18 protein-coding genes and 1 riboswitch are annotated in these 22,512 nt (G+C 70.5%); of the genes, 4 read left to right on the forward strand and 14 right to left on the reverse strand.

Annotation, left to right across the window (positions count from 1 at the left end):
* Positions 1 to 81: 81 nt before the first annotated feature.
* Positions 82 to 879: a metallophosphoesterase gene (locus ACGFWE_RS10115; RefSeq protein WP_393599209.1), complete on the reverse strand. Its 798-nt coding sequence runs from the start codon at positions 877 to 879 to the stop codon at positions 82 to 84.
* Between the two features lie 295 nt (positions 880 to 1,174).
* On the opposite strand from ACGFWE_RS10115, the gene ACGFWE_RS10120 reads away from it, so the two are divergent.
* Entirely contained in the window at positions 1,175 to 2,971 is a 1,797-nt protein-coding gene (locus ACGFWE_RS10120) for an AMP-dependent synthetase/ligase (RefSeq protein ID WP_352382970.1), read from the forward strand.
* A 19-nt stretch (positions 2,972 to 2,990) separates the two neighbouring features.
* Here ACGFWE_RS10120 and ACGFWE_RS10125 read toward each other — a convergent pair whose 3' ends face one another.
* Positions 2,991 to 4,571: a GMC oxidoreductase gene (locus ACGFWE_RS10125; RefSeq protein WP_393599211.1), complete on the reverse strand. Its 1,581-nt coding sequence runs from the start codon at positions 4,569 to 4,571 to the stop codon at positions 2,991 to 2,993.
* Positions 4,572 to 4,654: 83 nt separating this feature from the next.
* Complete coding sequence (locus ACGFWE_RS10130; RefSeq protein WP_393599213.1) at positions 4,655 to 5,797, reverse strand: glycosyltransferase family 4 protein; 1,143 nt, start codon at positions 5,795 to 5,797, stop codon at positions 4,655 to 4,657.
* 120 nt (positions 5,798 to 5,917) lie between these two features.
* Here ACGFWE_RS10130 and ACGFWE_RS10135 point away from each other — a divergent pair, with 120 nt between their 5' ends.
* Positions 5,918 to 7,159, forward strand: a complete 1,242-nt coding sequence (locus ACGFWE_RS10135; protein ID WP_393599215.1) for a glycosyltransferase 87 family protein — start codon at positions 5,918 to 5,920, stop codon at positions 7,157 to 7,159.
* A 29-nt stretch (positions 7,160 to 7,188) separates the two neighbouring features.
* Here the strand turns inward: ACGFWE_RS10135 and ACGFWE_RS10140 are convergent, their stop codons facing one another.
* The 5 genes from ACGFWE_RS10140 to ACGFWE_RS10160 form a co-directional block, all read right to left on the reverse strand.
* Positions 7,189 to 8,382: a hypothetical protein gene (locus tag ACGFWE_RS10140; RefSeq protein WP_352382976.1), complete on the reverse strand. Its 1,194-nt coding sequence runs from the start codon at positions 8,380 to 8,382 to the stop codon at positions 7,189 to 7,191.
* A gap of 33 nt (positions 8,383 to 8,415) precedes the next feature.
* A complete protein-coding gene (locus tag ACGFWE_RS10145; RefSeq protein ID WP_352382978.1) occupies positions 8,416 to 9,432 on the reverse strand; it encodes an NlpC/P60 family protein in 1,017 nt (338 codons plus the stop codon).
* Between the two features lie 224 nt (positions 9,433 to 9,656).
* Positions 9,657 to 10,691, reverse strand: a complete 1,035-nt coding sequence (locus ACGFWE_RS10150) for an NlpC/P60 family protein (RefSeq protein WP_352382980.1) — start codon at positions 10,689 to 10,691, stop codon at positions 9,657 to 9,659.
* 209 nt (positions 10,692 to 10,900) lie between these two features.
* Positions 10,901 to 12,247: an NYN domain-containing protein gene (locus tag ACGFWE_RS10155; RefSeq protein ID WP_393599218.1), complete on the reverse strand. Its 1,347-nt coding sequence runs from the start codon at positions 12,245 to 12,247 to the stop codon at positions 10,901 to 10,903.
* Positions 12,248 to 12,282: 35 nt separating this feature from the next.
* Entirely contained in the window at positions 12,283 to 12,522 is a 240-nt protein-coding gene (locus tag ACGFWE_RS10160) for a hypothetical protein (protein ID WP_037719539.1), read from the reverse strand.
* Between the two features lie 171 nt (positions 12,523 to 12,693).
* Between ACGFWE_RS10160 and ACGFWE_RS10165 the strand changes: the two genes are divergently transcribed.
* Positions 12,694 to 13,452, forward strand: coding sequence for a rhomboid family intramembrane serine protease (locus tag ACGFWE_RS10165; RefSeq protein WP_393599220.1), 759 nt, complete (start codon positions 12,694 to 12,696; stop codon positions 13,450 to 13,452).
* A 42-nt stretch (positions 13,453 to 13,494) separates the two neighbouring features.
* Positions 13,495 to 13,776, forward strand: coding sequence for an Lrp/AsnC family transcriptional regulator (locus tag ACGFWE_RS10170; RefSeq protein WP_007381475.1), 282 nt, complete (start codon positions 13,495 to 13,497; stop codon positions 13,774 to 13,776).
* Between the two features lie 13 nt (positions 13,777 to 13,789).
* Here ACGFWE_RS10170 and ACGFWE_RS10175 read toward each other — a convergent pair whose 3' ends face one another.
* The 6 genes from ACGFWE_RS10175 to ACGFWE_RS10200 all read right to left on the reverse strand — a co-directional run bounded on the left by ACGFWE_RS10175 (position 13,790) and on the right by ACGFWE_RS10200 (position 22,504).
* Positions 13,790 to 15,922 (reverse strand): PQQ-binding-like beta-propeller repeat protein, encoded by a 2,133-nt coding sequence (locus ACGFWE_RS10175; RefSeq protein WP_393599222.1) that lies wholly within the window; start codon positions 15,920 to 15,922, stop codon positions 13,790 to 13,792.
* Between the two features lie 67 nt (positions 15,923 to 15,989).
* Positions 15,990 to 17,351: an aminotransferase class V-fold PLP-dependent enzyme gene (locus ACGFWE_RS10180; RefSeq protein WP_393599224.1), complete on the reverse strand. Its 1,362-nt coding sequence runs from the start codon at positions 17,349 to 17,351 to the stop codon at positions 15,990 to 15,992.
* A 119-nt stretch (positions 17,352 to 17,470) separates the two neighbouring features.
* Positions 17,471 to 17,587: riboswitch (SAM riboswitch) on the reverse strand.
* A 75-nt stretch (positions 17,588 to 17,662) separates the two neighbouring features.
* A complete protein-coding gene (trpD, locus tag ACGFWE_RS10185; protein WP_352382989.1) occupies positions 17,663 to 18,727 on the reverse strand; it encodes an anthranilate phosphoribosyltransferase in 1,065 nt (354 codons plus the stop codon).
* A gap of 281 nt (positions 18,728 to 19,008) precedes the next feature.
* Positions 19,009 to 20,646 (reverse strand): cytochrome bc complex cytochrome b subunit, encoded by a 1,638-nt coding sequence (locus ACGFWE_RS10190; RefSeq protein WP_352382991.1) that lies wholly within the window; start codon positions 20,644 to 20,646, stop codon positions 19,009 to 19,011.
* On the reverse strand, positions 20,643 to 21,698 hold the full coding sequence (locus ACGFWE_RS10195) for a Rieske 2Fe-2S domain-containing protein (protein ID WP_352382993.1): 1,056 nt from the start codon (positions 21,696 to 21,698) through the stop codon (positions 20,643 to 20,645). The genes ACGFWE_RS10190 and ACGFWE_RS10195 overlap by 4 nt, the downstream gene beginning before the upstream one ends.
* Entirely contained in the window at positions 21,695 to 22,504 is an 810-nt protein-coding gene (locus ACGFWE_RS10200) for a c-type cytochrome (RefSeq protein ID WP_352382995.1), read from the reverse strand. Before ACGFWE_RS10200 ends, ACGFWE_RS10195 begins: the two co-directional genes overlap by 4 nt.
* Between the last annotated feature and the right edge of the window lie 8 nt (positions 22,505 to 22,512).

Here is a 22,512-nt window from a genome sequence, read left to right on the forward strand (position 1 = left end):
CCGTGGCTCCTCCAGATAAGGTCCGGTGAGGAAGGGTGGTACGCACGTCTGTGCAGCGTGAAGGCTACCGCGCGGACGGGCTCACCATTCCAGCGCCCACGGCTTCCCGCTCCCCGCGAAGTGCCCCACGTTCACACACTCGGTCGCCCCGATCCGCATCCGCCGGACCAGGGGCTGGTGGACGTGACCGAACAGCGAGTACCGGGGGCGGGTGCGGCGGATCGCGGCGAGCAGTGCCCGGCTGCCCCGCTCGAACCGCCGCGCGACGGTGTCGTAGACCAGCTCCGGCACCTCCGGCGGGATGTGCGTGCACAGCACGTCCACCTCGCCGACCGCCTCGATCTTCGCCGCATACTCCTCGTCGCTGATCTCGTACGGCGTCCCCATCGGGGTCCTGAGGCCGCCGCCCACGAAGCCGAACGTCCAGCCGCCGATCTCCACCCGCTCGCCGTCGAGCACGGTCGTACCGGGCCCCGCGAACTCCCGCCACAAAGGCGGCATGTCGACATTGCCGTAGGTCGCGTACGTCGGTGTCGGGAACGCGGCGAACATCTCGGCGTACTGCTTGCGCACCGCCTTCTCGATCACCGTGCCCCGGTCGGCACCGACCCCGCCCCACAGCCGGGCCCCGAGTTCGCGTGCCTCCTCGAAACGGCGGGCGGTGCGCAGTTCCACGATGCGGTCCGCGTTCTCCACGCCGAACAGGTCGGGGAAGATGCCGCGCGAGTGGTCGGCGTAGTCCAGGAACAGCACCAGGTCACCGAGACAGATCAGGGCGTCGGCGCCCTCGCCGGCTCTGGCCAGGTCACGGGCGTTGCCGTGCACATCACTGACCACATGGACGCGTGTCTTCCGGCTTCCGGCCGGTGTGGGTGCCATGACGATCAAGGGTAAGCCTGTGCGGCATACGTGAACAGTGGCGTCCGACCCTGCGGTTACTGGCCAGTCGGTAAGTAGGTGGACTACTGTGCGCGAAAGAACCCCCAATCCGTGTGACGCAGCGAACATCTCGCCGGGACCCCCTGTCGAAGAAGCCATACCGGCGGGTAACGTCCGGGCAGTCCAGTCGTGCTCAGCATTCAACTACCGAATCCCTGAGCACCTGCCCGAGCCTTGGACCGACCGTCGCATCACACAACGTCGTGGCGCCGGCGCCCTATGAGGAGCAGCAGTCTTGCGCGAGTTCAGCCTTCCGGCTTTGTACGAGGTCCCTGCGGACGGCAATCTCACCGACATCGTCCGGAGAAACGCCGCGCAGCATCCCGACGTAGCCGTCATCGCCCGCAAGGTGGGCGGTCAGTGGCAGGACGTGACGGCCACGGCCTTCCTGGCCGAGGTGCACGCCACCGCCAAGGGGCTCATCGCCTCCGGCGTCCAGCCGGGCGACCGGGTCGCCCTGATGTCCCGCACCCGCTACGAGTGGACGCTGCTGGACTTCGCCATCTGGAGTGCGGGCGCGATCACCGTGCCGGTGTACGAGACCAGTTCGCCGGAGCAGATCCAGTGGATCCTCGGCGACTCGGGCGCGACCGCCTGCGTCGTGGAGCTGGACGGTCACAGCGCGGCCGTCGAGTCGGTGCGCGACTCGCTGCCCGCCCTCAAGCACGTCTGGCAGATCGAGGGCGGCGGGATCGAGGAGCTGGCCCGCGCCGGCAAGGACATCAGCGACGCGGCCGTCGAGGAGCGCAGTTCGCTGGCGAAGGCCGACGACCCGGCGACCATCGTCTACACCTCCGGCACCACGGGGCGCCCCAAGGGCTGCGTGCTCACCCACCGCAGCTTCTTCGCGGAGTGCGGCAACATCGTGGAGCGGCTGCGCCCGCTGTTCCGCACCGGTGAGTGCTCGGTCCTGCTCTTCCTGCCACTCGCGCACGTCTTCGGCCGGCTCGTGCAGATCGCGCCGATGATGGCGCCGATCAAGCTGGGCATGGTCCCGGACATCAAGCAGCTCACCGACGAACTGGCGTCCTTCCGGCCGACGCTGATCCTCGGCGTCCCGCGCGTCTTCGAGAAGGTCTACAACTCGGCGCGCGCCAAGGCGCAGGCGGACGGCAAGGGCAAGATCTTCGACAAGGCCGCCGACACGGCGATCGCCTACAGCAAGGCCCTGGACACCCCGTCGGGCCCGTCGCTCGGTCTGAAGATCAAGTACAAGACGTTCGACAAACTCGTCTACAGCAAGCTGCGGGCCGTGCTGGGCGGTCGCGGCGAGTACGCGATCTCCGGCGGTGCCCCGCTGGGCGAGCGCCTGGGGCACTTCTTCCGCGGTATCGGCTTCACGGTCCTGGAGGGCTACGGCCTGACCGAGTCCTGTGCCGCGACCGCGTTCAACCCCTGGGACCGCACGAAGATCGGCACCGTCGGGCAGCCGCTGCCGGGCTCGGTGATCCGGATCGCGGACGACGGCGAGGTGCTGCTGCACGGCGAGCACCTGTTCAAGGGCTACTGGAACAACGAGGCCGCCACGGCCGAGGCGCTGACCGACGGCTGGTTCCACACCGGTGACATCGGCACCCTCGACGAGGACGGTTATCTCAGGATCACCGGCCGCAAGAAGGAGATCATCGTCACCGCGGGCGGCAAGAACGTCGCCCCGGCCGTGATCGAGGACCGTATCCGGGCGCATGCGCTGGTCGCGGAGTGCATGGTGGTGGGCGACGGGCGGCCGTTCGTGGGCGCGCTGGTCACCATCGACGAGGAGTTCCTGGGCCGTTGGGCCGAGGAGCACGGCAAGCCGGCGGGTTCCACCGCGGCGTCGCTGGCCGGGGACGCGGACCTGAACGCGGCGATCCAGGCCGCGATCGACGACGGCAACGCCGCGGTGTCGAAGGCGGAATCGGTGCGGAAGTTCCGCATTCTGTCCTCCCAGTTCACGGAGGAGACGGGCCACCTCACGCCCTCGCTGAAGCTCAAGCGGAACGTGGTGGCGAAGGACTTCGCGACCGAGATCGAGGCGATCTACGCGAAGTAGTACGCCTTCTGACGAAGCGTCATGGCGCGGTGTCCTCCACGAGGACCCGCGCCATCGTGCGTTCGGCGAGGGCGGTGATGGTGACGAACGGGTTGACCCCGATGTTGCCGGGGATCAGCGAGCCGTCGGTGACGTACAGCTTCGAATAGCCCTTCACCCGGCCGTAGTTGTCGGTCGCTCTGCCCAGCACGCAGCCGCCCAACGGGTGGTAGGTGAAGTCGTCGGCGAAGACCCTGCTGGGGGAGCCGAAGAGGTCGTACCGGTAGATGGTCGAGTTGGCGGAGTTGATCCGGTCGAAGAGTTTCTTGGCCATGCCGGAGGAGACCGAGCTCTGCGCGCTGCTCCAGTCGAGGCCCAGTCCCCCGCTGCCGTACGAGAACCTGGCGCGCTGCGGGTTCTTGGTGATCGCCAGATAGAGGCTGACCCAGTGCTCGAGTCCCGTGGGCAAAGGCGCGATCTCGGCGAAGACGGGGTTGTCGGTGTTGGCCCAGTCGTCGATGCCCATGACCGGCATGGTCGACTGGTTGGCGCCGACGGTGTCCCACAGGTGGTTGGCCCGTCCGAGCATCGTGTTGCCGTTGGGCCCCCAGCCGGCCCCGACGCTCGCGTCCAGCGCCGGGAGGGTCCCCGACTGCCGTGACCGGAGCAGGAGTTCACTCGTGCCGAGGCTGCCGCCGCCGAGGAACAGATAGGTGCAGCCGTACTGCTTGGTCTCGACGACCGCGCCGGTGTAGTCGATCCGGTCGGCGGTCAGTACCCAACTGCCGTCACCCGCCCGGCTGATGCCGGTGACCTTCTCCATGGTGTGGATGGTGACGTTGCCGGTGCCGAGCGCGGACGCCAGATACGTCTTGTCGAGGCTCTTCTTGCCGTGGTTGTTGCCGTAGATGACCTCCTGGCCGAGGGCGGATTTGGTGGCGGTGCCGGCGGCCTCGCGCTGCATGTAGCCGAAGTCGTAGACGCTGGGCACGAAGGTGGTCTTCAGGCCGGTGTTGCCGGCGTGCTTCCGGGAGACCCGGCTGAACCGGTACCACTCGGTCGCCTCGAACCAGGCCGGGTCGATCGTGTTGACGCCGAGCATGGCGCGGGCGCGCGGGAAGTACGTGCCGTACATCTCGGCGGTGTCGACGGTCGGGAACTGCTCGGCGAAGTAGGACTGGAGCGGGGTGACCGCCATCGAGCCGTTGACCAGGGAGCCGCCGCCGACCCCGCGGCCCACGAAGACGGACATGTTGGGGAAGTGCACCCGGTCCAGGACGCCGGGGTAGGGGTTGACGTCCTTGTTGACGACGTCCAGCCACAGGAAGGTGGCCAGCGGCGCCTCGGTGCGGCTGCGGAACCACATGGAGCGCTGGTCGGGGCTGGCGGTGTTGCAGAAGACGTTGCCGTCGGGGCCGGCGGTGTTCCAGAGCCGGCCCATCTCGAGGACGAGGGTGCGGATGCCGGCCTGGCCGAGGCGCAGGGCGGCGACGGAGGCGCCGTAGCCGGAGCCGACGACGATGGCGGGCGCGGACTCGACCGCGGCGGGCTCGTCCGCGCGGGCCGACTGGAGCCCGACTCGGGTGAAGCCGAGAGTGGCCGCCGTCTGGAGGGCGGCCATACCAAGGATCTGACGTCTAGTCAGCTGACGCTGCATCAGTTTTACTGTCATGCGCGCAGCATCGGCGGATTATCGGCCTCCGGCTATACCAACGTCTTCAACTTTTCCGCCAACAAATCCCACCGCCACTTCTCCTCGACCCACTCCCGTCCCCGCTCCCCCATGCGGCTCCGCAGTTCCGCGTCGCCGAGGAGGACGACGATCCGCTCGGCGGTCTCCTCGGCCGACCCGCCCCGCACGACCCACCCGGTCTCGCCGTCGAGCACGGCGTCCGGGGCGCCGCCCGAGTCCCCGGCGACGACGGGCAGGCCGGTCGCGGAGGCCTCCAGGTAGACGATCCCGAGCCCCTCGACGTCGAGTCCGCCCCGGCGGGTCCTGCACGGCATCGCGAAGACGTCCCCGGCGCCGTAGTGCGCGGGAAGCTCGGCCCAGGGCACGGCTCCGGTGAAGCGGACGGAGGCGGCGACCCCCGTCTCGTGTGCGAGCCTGCGCAGGTCCTTCTCGTACGGCCCGCCGCCGACGATCAGCAGCACGGCGTCGGGCTCCTTCGCGAGAATCCGCGGCATGGCGAGGATCAGCGTGTCCTGCCCCTTGCGCGGCACGAGCCGGGACACGCACACCACCACCGGCCGGTCCGTCAGCCCCAGCCGGGCCCGCACGGCGTCGCCGCCCGACCCGGGGTGGAAGGTCTTCTCGTCGACGCCCGGCGGCAGCTGCACCATCCGTGCGGCGGCCGCCGGGGTCAGCGCGGCGGCGATCCTGGACCGCGTGTACTCGCCGAGGTAGGTGATCGTGTCGGTCGACTCCCCGATACGGCCGAGCAGCTGCCGCGCGGCGGGCAGTTGGGCCCAGCCGGCCTCGTGCCCGTGGGTCGTGGCCACCAGCCGCCGGGCCCCCGCCCTCCTGAGCGCCGGCGCCATCAGCCCGAGCGGCGCGGCCGCCCCGAACCACACCGACGTACAGCCGTGCTCACGCAGCAGCCCGACCGCCCTCCGGGTCGCCCCGGGCGTCGGCAGCAGCATGGTCGTGGCATCACGTACGACGGTGAAGGGCTGCTCCGCGTCGAAGGCGGCGGTCGCCTCGAGGCCCTCCCGGCTCCGCTTCCAGGTGGAGGCGTAGACGACCAGCCGCTCGGGGTCGAGGCGCAGCGCCATGTTGTGCAGGAACGCCTGGATGCCACCGGGGCGGGGCGGGAAGTCGTTCGTCACGATCAGGGTCTTGTGCATCGCGGCCGAGACTACCGAACCGGCTGCTCACAGCCGGGCGCGGCCACGTTTATGGCACCCTCACAGGAGAGCGGGACATCATGTTCCCCTCAAGAGTGCGAGCGAACGGCAGGGGATCACGTGGAGACGAAGGCCGGACGGCGGTCCCTGACGTGGCTGCTGCTGACCTGGGGCGTGACCAGGCTGCTGCTCCTGCTGTGGGTCTTCAAGGTGTACGTCTTCCCGGGCCCGGACGTCACCAGTGACGTGTCGGTCATCTACCAGGGCTGGTACGACGTCCTGCGCACCGGAACGTTCCCGCAGTCCGACGTGACCTGGCAGTATCCGCCGGCCGCGGCCCTCGCGATCCTCTCCCCCGCGCTGCTGCCCTTCCTGGAGTACACCCAGGCCTTCTTCGTCCTCGCCTTCGTCGCCGACCTGGCCGCCCTCCTCCTGCTGCTGTACGCGGGCCGGCGTCCCGGGCGGCGGCTGCGCGGAGCCTGGGTGTGGGTGGCGGGCGTACCTCTGCTCGGCCCGACCGTCTACTCCCGCTACGACGTGATGGTGACCGCGGTGGCCATCGCGGCGGTCCTCGCGGCCGCCCGGCATCCGAAGGTGGCGGGGGCCCTGGTGGGCTTCGGGGCGCTGCTGAAGGTGTGGCCGGCGCTGATCCTCGTCGGCATCCGCAGGCGCAGTGTCTGGGCCTCGGCGGTGGCGACGGTGGTCGTGGTGGCCGGGCTGTTCGCCGTGGCGATGCCCGGGGCCTTCGCCTTCCTGACCTTCCAGCGGGAGCGCGGCACCGAGGTGGAGTCGCTGGGCTCCCTGGTCTTCCACATCGCCCGCCGGCACGGCTGGGACGGCTCGGTCCTGCTCAACTACGGCTCGGTCGAGTTCCTCGGCCCCTGGGTGACCGCCGTCAGCACGGCCGCGCTCGCGCTGACCGGCATGGCCTTCGGACTGCTGCTGCTGTGGCGGCTGACGGCCACCCGGTTCGAGGCGCACACGGCGGCCGACGCGGCGCTGGTGGCGGTGCTGATGTTCACCACCACGAGCCGGGTGATCAGCCCGCAGTACATGGTGTGGCTGGTCGGCCTCGCGGCGGCCTGCCTGTGCTTCCGGGCGAGCCGGATGGGCCTGCCGGCCGTCCTGGTGCTGGCGGCGTGCTTCGTGACGGTCCTGGAGTTCCCGATCTGGTTCGCGGACGTCGTGGGAAGCACCCCGCGCGGCATCATCCTCCTGCTCGTGCGCAACGGCCTGCTGGTCCTCGCCACCGTCATCGGAATGCGCGAGCTGTGGCGCTCGACGGCCCCGAAACAGACCCCGCCGCCCCCGGTACCGGATCAGCCCACGACTCCGGCCCGAGAGACCTCGACCTCATCCTGAAGGCCGGCTGAGGCCGTCCAGTGGTGGGGTCAGTCGAGCTGATCCCGCAGGTACTCCTGCCACGCCGCGGTGAAGGTCTTCAGGTCGGTGTCGAGCACCTTGTCCATGGCCTCCTCCACCGCCCCCGGCCGCTTCTCGTGCGTGCCCACGGCCCGGTAGAACTCGCCCAGCTTCGCCTCGCCCCACCGGTCCGCGATCATCCGGCAGGCCATCCAGCCGCCCTCGTAGGACATCGCGAGCCCGGACGCGCTGCCGCTGAAGCCGAAGTCCGCGTCGGAGGGGAGGTTCGCGGGCACCCGGCCCGCGGACACGGCCTCCTCCAGCTCCGGCGCGGCCTCGGCCGGGGTGCGCCCGGTGCCCCGGTAGCCGACCCAGTCGGCATACCCCTCCGACAGCCACAGCGGTGTCGCGGCGGTGGTGTCGGCGCGGGTGGCGACATGGGTGGTCTCGTGGGTGAGCACGACCTGCCTGCCCAGGGTGCCCAGCAGGCCGTACGCGTCGGGGTTGACGATGATCCGGTCCGCGGGCGCCTGCGCCGGGGCGCCCGTCTCACCGGTGGTGACCGCCGCGATCCCGCGGTAGGAGGAGGCCGGCGAGCCGAGCAGCCCCGCCATCCCCTGCAGGGACCGCGGTACGAGCACGACGACGTGCCGGGACCACGTGGTGCCCCAGGCGTCCGACACGGCGGGCACGGCGTGGTCGGCGAGGTCCGCGAAGGAGTGCAGTCTCTCGCCGGACTGGCCGACGCCGAGGACGATGCTGTGCCGTCCGCGGACGACGGTCACCTCGCCCTGGTCCCACAACTGCTGCGGAGCCTTCTTCGCCGGCTTCTCGTCCTTCACGTACCACTGGCCGGCCGCGTCCAGGGAGAGGTCCAGGGTGCGGGCGACGGTGACGGGGGCCTGGTCGTACCCCTGGACCCGGTAGCGGAGTTCGGCGTCGGCGGTGGCCGTGGCGCCGGTGCGGTGGACGCCGGTGACCTTGTAGGCCCAGGAGGCGAGGGGCACCGCGCTGACGTCCTCGAACCAACTCGCGGTACCCGTCTCGGCGATGCCCGCCCTGTCACGGTCCAGTACGGCCGCCGCCCGCCGGTCGAGGACGCGCTGCACGTCGGCCCTGGCGGTGTCGGTGGCCGTCGGCCGCCCGCCGCAGGCCACCAGCGAGGTGAGCAGCAGGCACAGCACCACCACACCGTGTTTCGGCACCCGCCTTCGACCAGCCATGTTTCCCGATCGTACGGGCACGGCGGCCGTCGGTCAGGGGCGCGTGACCGTCGCCCCCGGCATCATGCCCACCGGGTCGTAGCGCACCGGGGCGCCGGGGTACGGGGCGTGGACGACCTGGCCGTTGCCGACGTACATGCCGACATGGCTGGCATCGCCCCGGTAGGTGACCAGATCGCCGGGCCGCGCCTGGGAGAGCGGCACCTGGCGGCCGGCGTAGCGCTGGGCCTGCGAGGTGCGCGGGAGGGAGACGCCGGCCTGGGCGTACGACCACTGCATCAGGCCCGAACAGTCGAAGGCTCCCGGCCCGTTGGCGCCCCACACGTACGGCTTGCCGATCGCGGACTGCGCGGCGGCCACGGCCGCGGCCGCCCGGCCCGAGGGCGCGGCGGCACCCGAGAGGTCGGGCATCCCGGAGCGACCGGAGCGGGAGGCCCGGTCGTAGGCGGCGCGCTCGTCTGACGGCAGGGAGTTGAGGAGCGCACGCGCCCTGGCGAGCTTCCTCTCGACGGTCCGCTTGTGGGCGGCGACGGCCTTGCGGCTCTTCTCCAGTTCGCCGAGTTTGCGGGCCGCCTCGCCGCGCTCCTGGGCGAGTTCGCGCATGGCGTCCTGGAGGTCCTTGAGCTCGCCCGCCTGGCGCGCGTTGATCCGGTCGAGGACGGCCGCCTTGTCGAGGTAGTCGTCCGGGTCGTCGGAGAACAGCAGCGCGAGGGACGGGTCGAGGCCGCCGGAGCGGTACTGGGCGCCGGCCAGTGAACCGAGCGCCTCCCGCATGGAGTTGATGCGCTCCTGCTGGCGGGCGATCCCGTCCTGTGCGGTGCTGACCTCCTCGCGCAGCGAGTCGGCACGCTCGTCGGCCTTGTTGTAGGCCTCGGTTGCCTGCTCGGCCTGCTCGTAGAGGCGGTCCACCTCGGCCCGGGTGCCTTCGGAAGGAGTGGCGGCGGCCGGTACGGCGCCGAGCGCGGCGGCCGCCGCGGACAGCACACACAGAGCGGCACCGGCGCCCCGGTTGAACCCGGACGTCTGGACAAGGCGGCGATGGAACCCCACGGGAAGCCGCGCTCCTTCCACTGGCGGACACAGACGTTCCCCGGTGAGGGGAAGCGCGGCCGACAGTAGCCCCGCGGCAGGGGCGTATCCAACGACCTCCGCGGGCACACAACGTGACGCCCCGCCCAAGACGCAGGTCATGGGCGGGGCGCGGAGTCAGTTGTGGTGATCGTGATTCGCCCGAACGGGCGGCGAGTCGTCGTGATCTTGAGCAGGTACGGGGCTCAGATCCGCACGCCGAACTGGAACGGCATGTTGTTGATCGACTCGTAGCGCACGACCGTGCCGGTGCGCGGGGCGTGGATGACCTGGCCGTTGCCCGCGTACAGGGCGACGTGGTGCAGGTCGCCGTAGAAGATCACCAGGTCGCCGACCTTGAGGTCGCTCATGCTGTAGATGCGCGTACCGGCGTTCGCCTGGGCCTGCGAGGTGCGCGGGATGGTGATGCCGGCCTGCGCGTAGGCCCAGGAGGTCAGACCCGAGCAGTCGTAGGAGGCGGTGCCGGTGGCGCCGTAGACATACGGCTTGCCGAGCTGGGTCTGGGCGGCGTTGAAGGCGGCCTGGGCCCGGGCGGAGGAGGCGGGGGCGTCTCCGAGGTCCACGCGCTCGCTCGCGGAGCGGCTGGCGCGGGCGTCGGCGGCGGCGAGGGCGGCCTTCTCGGCGGCCGTCAGCGAGTTGAGGAGCTTCTGCGCCTCGGCGAGCTTGCCCTGAACGGACTTCTTCTGCTTGGCCAGTTCGGTGCGGGTGCTCGCGAGGTCCTTGAGCTTCTCGGAGGCCTCGGCGCGGTCCTGGGCCAGCTCGCGCTGCTTCTCCTGGATCTTCTTCAGCGCCTCGACCTGCTGGGAGCTGAGCTGGTCCGCGGTGGACGCCTTGTCCAGGTAGTCGTCCGGGTTCGACGACAGGAAGAGCTGGAGCGAGGAGTCGATGGTGCCGGTGCGGTACTGCGCGGCGGCCGCGAGGCCTATGGAGTCCCGCAGTTCGTTCAGGTCGCCCTGGCCGCGGGCCACGTTGTCCTGGATGGTGGAGATCTCCTTCTGGAGCTTCTCCTGCTTCTCCTTGGCGCCGTTGAGCTTCTCCGTGGCCTGCTCGGCCTGCTCGTACAGGGCGTCGACCTTCGCCTTGACCTCGTCCTTGCTCGGCTTCTCGCTCGGCGCGGCGTTGGCGGCATTGGCACTGAGGGCCACGGCGGCAGCGGCTGCGGTCGTGAGCACGGTCACGCGCGTACGGCTCGGCTGCTTGGGTCGACGGTGGGACGCCACGGAGGTGAACTCCTTCTTTTGAGTGATCACCCGCTCGGAGGTTCGAGAGCAGACCCTAGTGACCTTACTGTGATCAGTTCAAATCCTCAGGAGCAAAATCTCGTCACGCCATGCATTCTTTGCACATAACTCACATGCAGTGAGGCGGGCTTGACACTACGTTGCGTGACGATACGGCCAATTCGGTCATTCAGCCTGGACTTTGATGTTTAGGACAGCCGCTTCAGGAGCACCGCGGAAGCGACCGGCCGGGCCCCCGCCTTGGCGATGCCGTCGGCGACCTCGCGGTCGGTGGAGGCGACGATCACCGGCCGCCCGGGGGGCTCGGCGCGCACCAGCTGGCGGATCAACTCGTCGGCGGTGACTCCCGCCTTGGAGAACAGCACCCGCACCCCGCGCGGCGGCGCGAGCAGCACCGGCGCGGCGAGCTCGGCCCCGTCGAAGACACAGGTCACCTCCGCCCCGGTCTGCGCGGCGAGCTGCGAGAGCTGCCCCAGGAGCCTCAGGCGCTGCTTCTCCAGCGGCATCTGGGGATAGCCGGTCTTGGTGACGTTGTAGCCGTCGACCACCAAGTGCGCCTGGGGCAGGGCGAGAAGCTGGTCCAGGATCGCGGGGTCGTTCTCGGACAGCGCCCGCGCGGCGATGTCCTTGGGGGTCATGCGACCCGGTTCGACCGCGTCGACGGTCTCGGCGGGCCGGACGGAGACCGGCGGCAGGGCCAGTTCCCGGCGCAGTCCCTGGGCCGCGTCCAGAACGGTGTCCAGAAGCAGACGCACGCGCATGTCCTCGACACTGCGCCCCTCCCGTGCCGCTCTGCGCGTGGCCTCCAGAGCGGCCTCCGCCTCCCCCAGGCGTGCCTTCAGGCGCCGTGACTCGCTCTCGGCGGCGGACACCTGGGCCTGGCTCTCGGCGCGTACGGCGTCCATCTCGGCCTGCAGCTTGCGCAGGGCCGCCTCGCCGCGCTTGACGTCACTGAGTGCCGCGCGCAGCTTGCGGTGAAGCGATTCGGCTTCCTTCTTGGCGGACTCCAGCTCGGTGCGCAGCCGCTCGGTGTCGGCGCGCGTCTGGTCGCGGGCGGCCGTGAGCTGCTCACGCAGCCGCTCCAGTTCGGCGCGGCTCTCCTCGTCGGCCCGCTCGGCGTCCGCCCGCTGGGCCTCCTCGCCGGCCGCGGTGACCAGCTTGACCCAGCCGGTGGGACGCAGCACATAGGCCGCGGCCGCCACATCGAGCGGGTCCGCGGCCGGGGGCGGGGAACCGGAGTCGAGGGCGCCGGCCAGCTCCGGCTGGACCTCTCTGAACTTCTCCCCGATACGCTGGCGGAACAGCGGATCGGTCTCCAGCGCGGCCGCCATCGCGTTGCCCGCGAACTTGGCCCGCCGGTTCGGCGCGAAGCGCGCGTACTGCCTGAGCTGGGCGGGCAGTTCACCGACGGTCAGCCCGCCGAACCCCTCCGAGACGATGTGCACGACCCGGCGCCGCACACTGTCGGGCAGCGGACGGTCGAGGACCTCGGCGGCGGCGCCGTCGCCCGGCTCCCCGCCTTGTGTCTCCACCATCCGTCACACCCCATCACTGTGCGGGGCCGGCCCTGTCAGGAGCCGGCGCCCGGCCTGTCCACGAGTTCCACCTGGTCCACGGCGTTGCACCAGCGGCACCGCACCGACTCGATGGTCTCACTGACCACCTCGCGCTCCTCGACCTTCGGCTCTCCCGCCAGGTCGAGGTGGACGTACTCGACGACCTTCGACGAGCGGGTCACGTCGAAGCGCGTGAGGTTGCCGCAGAGGGTGCAGCGCCACCGCGTCGAGGCGGTCGGGAGGGGAACCGTCATCGTGACTGTGCTCTTTCCTACTAGCCATTGTCCGTGACACACCGGCGGCCCGGTGCGTGTGGCTCGTAACCCTAAGGCCTGGCGGGTACTCGCCGCTCGGGCGTCCACAGGACCTGTCCGGCGGCGAGGCGCTCTGTGCGGTTGCGTCCCGTTACGCCATGCTCTGTGTTCATGATCCGCAACTGGAGGGTGACGGTCGGTGCAGCGAACGGGCCGCTGTGGGGGCCGGCTCCGGTCACCTACGGCCTGATCGCCCTGTGCTGTCTGGTCTTCGTGATCGGCCCCGCCTCGGGCCTCGATCCGGCCTACGGCTCCGGGGACGCGGCCCTGGCCGCCCAGCGGGCCTACTTCCACCGCTGGGGCGTGGTGCCCGCCGAGCTCTTCGAGGGCTCGCCCGGCGCCGCCCTCACCCCGGCCACCGCGCTGTTCGTGCACGGCAGCTGGGTGCACCTGCTGGGCAACATGCTCTTCCTCTACGTCTTCGGGGTGATGACCGAGGAACGGATGGGCCGGGTGCAGTTCCTCCTCTTCTACGTCGGCAGCGGCTACCTCGCCCTGCTGGGCTACGCGGCCGCCAACGCCGACTCCGAGCAGTCCCTGGTCGGTGCCTCCGGGGCGATCTCGGCGGTCCTCGGCGCGCTGCTCTTCCTGTTCCCCGGGGCCCGGGTGACCAGTCTCCTGCCGTTCCTCTTCTTCCTGCCGCTGCGCTTCCCCGCCTGGGTCGTCCTCCCCTTCTGGGCGGCGCTGCAGTGGCTCGCCGCGGGCCGGGCCTCCGACGGCCCCGGGGTGGCCTACCTGGCCCACCTGGTGGGCTTCGGCCTGGGCCTGGTCTTCGCGTGGGTGCGTTTCGGCCGTACCACTGCTGTGTCTTCCCGGGGGACGACCCCCGGACCCCCGGCGGAAAAACCGGGCCGACTGGACCGCGAGTAGGGTGAGAGCCCTGCCACCGGCCCCCGAGGGAGAGAACCAGCCGTGATCACCGCGATCGTCCTCATCAAGACCAGCGTGGACCGGATCCCCGAGATCGCGGAGCGGATCGCCGCGCTGGAGTCCGTGAGCGAGGTCTTCTCGGTCACGGGCACGTACGACCTGATCGCCATGGTCCGGGTCAAGCGGCACGAGGACCTCGCCGAGGTCATCCCCGGCAGCATCAGCAAGATCCCGGGCGTCGAGGCGACCGACACCCACGTGGCCTTCCGCACCTACTCCCAGCACGACCTGGAGGCCGCGTTCGCGATCGGCCTCGACAGCTGAGCTCCCCCGACGGCTAGGAGCCGAGCGCGAGCACCGTGATGCCGTCGGCGGTCGCGGCGTACACGCGGCCGTCCCGGACGACCGGACTCTGCGTCCCGACGGACGTGCCGCCCTCGACGCGCCGGTGCCAGGTCTGCTTTCCCTTGCGGTTGATGCCGTAGAGCGTCGAGCCGTGGCGTACGTAGACGGTGTCGCCCTGGACGGTGGGGTCGCCGTACTGGCGTCCGTCGTCGGTGAACCGGAAGGACCACGCCGTCGATCCGTCGGCGGGATCCAGGGCGACCAGTTCGTAGTCGGACGCGGTGACGCCCACGTCGCCGAAGGGCACACAGGCGAAGTAGCGGCTGCCGTAGATCTTGTCGTTGGTGCAGTCCCACAGCGGTTTGCCGGTGCGGCTCAGGCCGTGCAGCATGTCCTCGCCGCCGGATCCGACCATGAGCGTGTCGCCGACCAGCGCGGGACGGCCGGGGTCGAGGCCCGCCTTCCTCGTCCAGAGCCGCTTGCCGCTGGTCGCGTCCAGGGCCTGGACCTGGTCCCCGAAGGTACCGACGTACACCACGCCGTCCGCCACCAGGGGCTCACCGGTGGGTGCCGGTCCGGTCGGCGTGGACCAGCGCACGCTGCCGTCGGGGGCGTAGGCCCGCACCCCGCCCGCGTCCGAGCCGTCGCCGTAGGACACCAGGACCAGTCGGCCGGCGGCGACCGGGAACTGACCGTTTCCGGCGAACCGCCTGGTCCAGCGGACCTTGCCGCCCCGGCCGAGCGCGCACAGCTTGGAGGAGCCCTCCTGGCCGTCCTCCAGCAGGCAGTACACGCCGTCGGCGGTGGCGAGCGGGGACATGGCCTCCGCGCCGAGCGAGGTCCGCCATACGGTCCGTCCGTCCAGGTCCAGCGCGTGCAGCGCGCGGTCCGTGCCGCCGACGTACACCCGCGTGCCGTCGGGCGAGACGGCCGCACAGGGGCCGCGCCGTCCGCCGAGGCCCTGGACCTTGTACTGCCAGCCCGTCGCCGGCGTGCCCGGGGCCCCCGCCTGCACGGATCCGTCCGGCGCGTCCCGCAGCCACAGCCACCCGCCCAGTCCGCCGGCCGCCACGACCCCGGCGCCGCCCGCCACGGCCCGCAACAGCCGGCGCCGCGACGGCGGGGCAGGGGCCGGTGTCACATCGGTGACCGCGGGGATGTCCGTGGCGGTCGGCGGCGCCACGTACTCGACGCGGCTCTCCCGCTCCCCCGAGTCGTGCCCGGGAACCCAGCGCGCCCCGCTCCGCACGGTCCGGGGCTCCTTCACGGCACCGGATCCGTACCACCCCGGCCGCAGGCTCTCGCGCAGCGAGACTGTGGTGTGCCCCGCGGCCGCGACCAGCTCCGCGGGGGTCGGCCGGGCGCCGGGGTCGTCCCGCAGACACGCCTCCACCAGTGGCAGCTGCTCCTCCGGTACGGCGGACAGGTCCACGTCACCGGTCAGGATCCGCAGCAGAACGACCGAATCCTGCCCCTCGCCGAAGGGTTCCTTGCCGCCGGACGCGTAGGCGAGGACCGCGCCCAGGGAGAAGACGTCACTGGCCGGCACCACCTGGGCGCCGTTGCGGATCTGCTCGGGCGAGAGATAGCCGACCGAGCCGACGACCACTCCGGTCCGGGTCAGGGCCGTGCCTTCCAGGGCCCGGACGATCCCGAAGTCGATGACCCGGGGGCCGTCCGGCGCGAGCAGGATGTTGGAGGGCTTGAGGTCCCGGTGCACCAGCCCCTTGGCGTGGATCGCGGCGAGCGCCTCGGCGAGCGCGGCCGCCAGCAGCCGTACCGCGTCCGCGGGCAGCGGTCCCCGGTCGAGCACGGCGTCCCGCAGGTTGGGTCCCGCCACGAACTCGGTCGCCATCCAGGGACGGGCCGCCTCGGTGTCGGCGTCCACGACCCGCGCGGTGTACGTGCCGGCCCCGCCGACGGTCTGCGCGGCCCGTACCTCGTGCCGGAACCGGGCACGGAAGGTGCGGTCCTCGGCGTGTTCGGCCCGTACGACCTTCACGGCCAGCCGCAGCCCGCCCCGGGCCTCGGCGAGATACACCTCGCCCATGCCGCCGGACCCGAGTCTGCCCAGGACCGCGTAGGGCCCGATGGCCGGCGGGTCCGTCTCGCGCAGCTCCTGCACCCCGTGCTCCCCCTGCTTTCCGGACGGTTGCTGAGGGGAGCGTATACGCGCGGTGGACTCCGGTCCGTCAGACGGCGGGGACGCAGCGGCCGTCCTCGGTGCGGTACGTCCACTTCGCACCGTCCGCGACCAGTTCCTTCACGGCCTGCACGAACCGCTCCACGTGCTCGTCCGGGGTGCCCGCGCCGAAGCTCACCCGGATCGCGTTGAGGGACTTCTCGCCGGGCGCGGCCTCGGGGGCGCCGCACTCGCCCTGGGACTGCGGGTCGCTGCCGAGGAGGGTGCGGACGAGGGGGTGGGCGCAGAAGAGGCCGTCGCGGACGCCGATGCCGTACTCGGCGGAGAGGGCGGCCGCGAAGTGGGAGCTGTTCCAGCCCTCGACGACGAAGGAGATCACGCCGACACGGGGGGCGTCGTCGCCGAAGAGGGACAGGACGCGGACCTCGGGGACCTCGGCGAGGCCGGCCTTCACCTTCTCGATCAGGTGCTGCTCGCGGGCGACCAGGGTGTCGAAGCCGGCCTCGGTCAGCGCCTTGCAGGCCGACGCGATGGAGTAGGCGCCGATGACGTTCGGGGAGCCGGCCTCGTGGCGGGCGGCGCTGTCGTGCCACTCCACGTCCACTCCGCCGTCCTCGCGCCGGGTGACCTTGCGGCTGGCGCCGCCGCCGGCGAGGTAGGGGTCGGCGGCCCGGAGCCAGTCGGCGCGGCCGGCCAGGACACCAGAGCCGAAGGGGGCGTAGAGCTTGTGGCCGGAGAAGGCGACCCAGTCGACGTCGAGGTCACGGACGCTCACCGGGTGGTGCGGGGCGAGCTGGGCCGCGTCGAGCACGATCCGGGCGCCGTGGGCGTGCGCGGCCGCCGCGAGTTCCCGTACGGGCCACAGCTCACCGGTGACGTTGGAGGCGCCGGTGACGCACACCAGGGCCGGGCCCTGGGGGTCCCGGTCGGCGAGGGCCTTCTCCAGGGTCTGGACGGCCTGGCGCGGGGTGCGCGGGGCGTCCAGGTAGCTGACCCGGGCGTCCTTCCAGGGCAGCAGGCTCGCGTGGTGCTCGGTCTCGAAGACGAAGACCTGACAGTCGGCGGGGAGCGCCGCGGCGAGGAGGTTGAGCGAGTCGGTGGTCGACCGGGTGAAGATCAGCTGGTCGTCGTCGCGGCAGTCGAGGAACTCGGTGACCGTCCTGCGGGCGTTCTCGAACAGGTCGGTCGACAGCTGGGAGAGGTAGCCGGCCCCGCGGTGCACGCTGCCGTAGTAGGGCGCGTACGCCGCCACGTCGTCCCAGACCCGCTGGAGGGCGGGTGCGCTGGCCGCGTAGTCGAGGGCGGCGTAGGTGACTTCGCCGCCGGTGACCAGCGGGACGGTGACATCTCGTCCCAGAACGGGCAGGGGCGCACAAATGGTCTGGACGGCGGCAGCGGTGGAGACAGACATGGGGGACTCCCGTGAAAGGTGAAAGGTGAGAGGGGTGTGCGGAGGGGGGCTCTGCGCCCTATCGCATTCGGTTGCTCACGGAAGACTCCTCGAACGACCAGGATCCCTGGTTCGTGAGGGATCCGCGCTTGCCGTAGACCTCGCTGCCTACGGCCTGGTCTTCACCCGGGGCACCCCGCCACGGACGGAGGGTTGCCGGACAGTCGGCCGGGGCCTCATGACTGTCACTCATGACCTGGTCAAAGAACGTACGTGAAATGATCGTCGTCCCGCAACCCGTGTCCGGATCGCGGGACGACACCTGGTGAACGCTATGCGTTGCTCGCGGCCACCCAGCGCTCCAGCGTCCGCTTCGCCGACCCCGAATCGATCGCCTCGGCGGCCTTGTCCATCCCGGCCCTCAGTTGCTCGGCCAGCGTGCCCGAACCCGGGTCCAGGGCCACCAGCGCGGCCGCCGAGTTCAGGAGTACGGCGTCCCGGACCGGGCCCTTCTCGCCGTCCAGCAGGCGGCGTGCGACCTCCGCGTTGTACGCCGGGTCACCGCCCCGCAGGGCCTCCACCGGCACCAGGTCGAGGCCGGCGTCCCGGGGGTCGAAGCTCTCCTCGGTGACCTTGCCGTCGCGGACGACCCAGACGCGGGAGGTCGACGTGGTCGTCAGCTCGTCGAGGCCGTCGTCACCGCGGAAGACGAGGGAGGAGTGACCGCGCTCGGCGAAGACGCCCGCGACGACCGGCGCCATGCGCGGATCCGCGACCCCGACCGCCTGGGACCGCACGCGGGCGGGGTTGGTCAGCGGGCCGAGGATGTTGAACACCGTGCGGATGCCCAACTGGCCGCGGGCGGCGCCCGCGTGACGCAGCGCCGGGTGGAACTTGATCGCGAAGCAGAACGTGATCCCGGCCTCTCCGGCCACCTCGGCGACCCGCTGCGGGGTCAGCTCCAGGTTGACGCCGAGCTGCTCCAGGACGTCCGAAGCACCGGACGCGGAGGAGGCGGCCCGGTTGCCGTGCTTGACGACCGTGGCGCCGGTGCCGGCCACGACGATCGCCGACATGGTGGAGATGTTTACGGTCTTGGCACCGTCGCCGCCGGTGCCGACGATGTCCACCGTCCGCCCCGGGACCTCGATCACGTTGGCGTGCGCGTACATCGTCCGGACGAGTCCGTTGATCTCCTCGACCGTCTCGCCCTTGGCCCGGAGGGCGACCACGAAGCCGGCGATCTGCGCGTCGGTCGCCTCGCCCTGCATGATCCGGTCCATCGCCCACGCCGTCGCGTCGGCACTCTGGTCACGGCCGTACAGCAGGGCGTTCAGTACCTCGGGCCAGGAACGGCCCGCCGCGGTGTCGCCTCCAGCGGGGGTCACAGCGCTCATGGGGCCGCTCCAGATGTCGTAGAAAAGTGTGCCCACACCCTATCCAGCGCGGAGCACGGCAAAGGGGCCCCGTCCGGTGTTCGGACGGAGCCCTCCAACGGTTCGTCCTGGCGCGGGGTGACCGCAACCGCCCAGGGGCGCGGGGCTGTATCGATGTGCGGCTCCGCCGCGCGGGCGCGCCCAGCCCCCACCGGCCCGCACCCGCCCCTCCTCGTGGCACGGCGAAGGGCCCGTCCGGGGTGTCGGACGGGCCCTTCCACCGCGCGTGGCGAGCGCAGCGATCAGTGGTGGCCGTGGCCGCTCGTGATCTCCTTGTACTCCTCGACGGTCGGCTTGGCGATCTGGGACTCGTCGCCGTAGTACGCCTCGCTCAGCTTGGCGCGCAGCTTCTCGGAGCCCTTGACCTTGCGCTCGACGCCGTTCTCGTCGACCGTGGGGCCGATCTCGGCCGGCTTGTACTGCTCGTGCGCCGTGAGCGTGTGCAGCTGCTCCTGGCTGAGCGGCTCGTGCACCTCGATGAACTCACCGTGCGGCAGGCGCTTGATGATGCCGGACTCTCGGCCGTGCAGCACCTTGTCCTTGTCGCGGCGCTGCAGGCCGAGGCAGATCCGCTTGGTGATGATGAACGCCACGACCGGGGCGACGAAGAACGCGACCCGGACGAACCAGGTGATCGAGTTGATCGACAGGTGGAAGTGCGTGGCGAACAGGTCGTTGCCACCACCGATCAGCAGCACCATGTACCAGGTGATCCACGCGACACCGAACGCGGTACGCGTCGGAGCGTTGCGCGGGCGGTCCAGGATGTGGTGCTCGCGCTTGTCGCCGGTGACCCAGGACTCGATGAACGGGTAGACCGCGATGGCGACCAGGACCAGCGGGAAGATGATCAGCGGGATGAACACGCCCAGGACGAGCGTGTGACCCCAGAAGTTGATCTCCCAGCCCGGCATGACACGGATCAGGCCCTCGGAGAAGCCCATGTACCAGTCCGGCTGGGCGCCCGTGGACACCTGGTCGGGACGGTAGGGGCCCATCGCCCAGATCGGGTTGATCGAGGCGATGGCCGCGATGGCCGCGATGGCACCGAAGACCAGGAAGAAGAAGCCTCCGGCCTTGGCCATGTAGACCGGCAGCAGCGGCATGCCGACGACGTTGTTGTTGGTCTTTCCGGGGCCCGCGAACTGTGTGTGCTTGTGGTAGAAGACCAGGATCAGGTGGCCGACGACCAGGCCGAGCATGATGCCCGGCAGCAGCAGCACGTGGATCGAGTAGAAGCGGGCCACGAAGTCGCCGCCCGGGAACTCGCCGCCGAACAGGAAGAACGACAGGTACGTGCCGACGATCGGCACGGACAGGATCGCGCCCTCCATGAAGCGGACACCGGTGCCGGAGAGCAGGTCGTCCGGGAGCGAGTAACCGGTGAAGCCGGTGAACATGCCCAGGACGAACAGCAGGAAGCCGAACAGCCAGTTGACCTCACGCGGCTTGCGGAACGCGCCCGTGAAGAACACACGCATCATGTGCACGAACATGCCGGCGAGGAAGATCAGCGCCGCCCAGTGGTGGATCTGCCGGATCAGCAGACCACCGCGCACATCGAAGGAGATGTGCATGGTCGAGTTGAACGCCTCGGACATCAGCTGGCCCTGCAGCGGGACGTAGCTGCCGTGGTACTCCACCTCGTTCATCGACGGGTGGAAGAACAGCGTCAGGTACACACCCGTGAGGATGATGATGATGAAGCTGTAGAGGCAGACCTCGCCCAGCATGAACGACCAGTGGTCGGGGAAGATCTTGCGCATGTTGGCCTTGGCCAGGGAGTAGATCCCCAGTCGGCCGTCGGCCCAGTCGGCGACGCGCTCGCCGGCCGGTGCCTTCCCGCGTGCGCGGGACTCGGAGGACTCTGTAGTACTCATCCGCGCTCCCAGAAAGCAGGACCGACGGGCTCCTCGAAGTCGCCGAGCGCTTGGAGGTAACCCTGGTCGTTCACGCCGATGCGCAGCTGCGGCAGGGCGTGACCGGCGGGGCCGAAGATCACCCGGGCACCGTCGGACAGGTCGAAGGTGGACTGGTGGCAGGGGCAGAGCACGTGGTGCGTCTGCTGCTCGTACAGGGAGATCGGGCAACCGACGTGGGTGCAGATCTTCGAGTACGCGACGATTCCCTCGTACGACCACTCGAGCTCGCGCTTGTCCTTGATGTTGTCCGGCTGGATGCGGACGATCATCAGGGCGGCCTTGGCGATCTCGGTCTGGAACTCCTCGTCGTGCTCCTCCAGGCCCTCGGGCTTGGCGAAGGTCAGCGAGCCGACCGCGACGTCGGAGGGGCGCAGCGGCTCGTTGGTGTTCATGTTGACGAGCTGGAGACCCTTGCGCCACATGGTGTGGCGGAGCTTGGTGCCGGGCAGCGGGCCCAGGTCGCGCAGCAGCATGACGCCGGACAGCGGGAACAGGGCCAGCGCGCCGAACATCGTGTTGCGGATCAGCTTGCGACGGCCGAGCGCCGACTCCTTGGCGCCCTGCTTGAAGTCCGCGTGGACCTTCGCGCGGACCTCGGGGGGCGCCTCGATCGCGTGACGCTCGTCGGCGATCTCCTCGTCGGACATCAGGGTGCGGGCCCAGTGGACCGCGCCCGCGCCGATCGAGAAGAGGGCGAGACCGAGGGTCAGACCCAGCGCGAAGTTCAGCGCGTTGATGTGCCCGATCGGGAAGACGTAGATCGACTCGTCGTGGGGGATGCCCACGTACGAGGCGATGAACCCGACGGTGGCCAGCATCGACACCGTGAACAGCATGGCCACCACGCGCTCGGACCGCCTGGCGGCCCGCTCGTCGATGTCCTGCACCCGGTGCTCGTGGGGCGGGAGGCCGGGGTCCGCGAAGGGGTGCTTCTCGTCCGCGACGCCTACCGCGCCGTGCGCGTCCTGCTCTGCGGGCAGGTTCTCTTCTGGAATGTCTTGGCTACTCATGACTTCTTGGCCTTTGCGGTCCGAGCGGCGACCCAGACGGCGACCGCGATCAGCGCGCCGAGGCCGAAGATCCAGGCGAACAGGCCTTCGGAGACCGGGCCGAGACCGCCCAGCTCAAGGCCGCCGGGGCTCACGGTGTCGTCGCCGTTGACCGCGTTCAGGTACGCGATGATGTCCTTCTTGTTCTGCTCCGACAGCGTGGTGTCGGGGAACGACGGCATGTTCTGCGGGCCGGTCTGCATGGCCTCGTAGATGTGCTTCGGGGAGACACCCTCGAGGTCCGGTGCGAACTTGCCGTGCGTCAGCGCGCCACCCTTGCCGGTGAAGTTGTGGCACTGCGCGCAGTTGGTGCGGAACAGCTCGCCGCCCTTGGCGATGTCGGCTCCGTCCGGGCCGTACTCCGTCTTCGTCGGGACGGACGGACCCGAACCCAGCGAGGCGACGTACGCGGCCAGCTGGTCGATCTGGGCCTGCGTGTAGATGACCTTCTTCTTCGGAACCTGCGGGCCCGGCTGCTGGGCCGGCATACGGCCGGTGCCGACCTGGAAGTCGACGGCCGCGGCGCCCACGCCCACCAGGCTCGGACCGTCGGAGGACCCCTGACCGCCGGTGCCGTGGCAGCTGGCGCAGCCTACGGCGAAGAGCTTCTTGCCCTCGTCGATGGCCAGGGACTGGGCGGTTTCATCTGCCTTCGCCTGGCCCGCGGGGGCGAACACGGCGTACAGCCCCCCGGTGCATGCCAGCGCGAGGAGTAGGACGACGAGCGCCGCCAGCGGGTGGCGTCGTCGTGCGGAGAGCTTTTTCACGGATTACC

This window comes from Streptomyces sp. NPDC048523 (assembly GCF_043199815.1).
GTDB lineage: Bacteria > Actinomycetota > Actinomycetes > Streptomycetales > Streptomycetaceae > Streptomyces.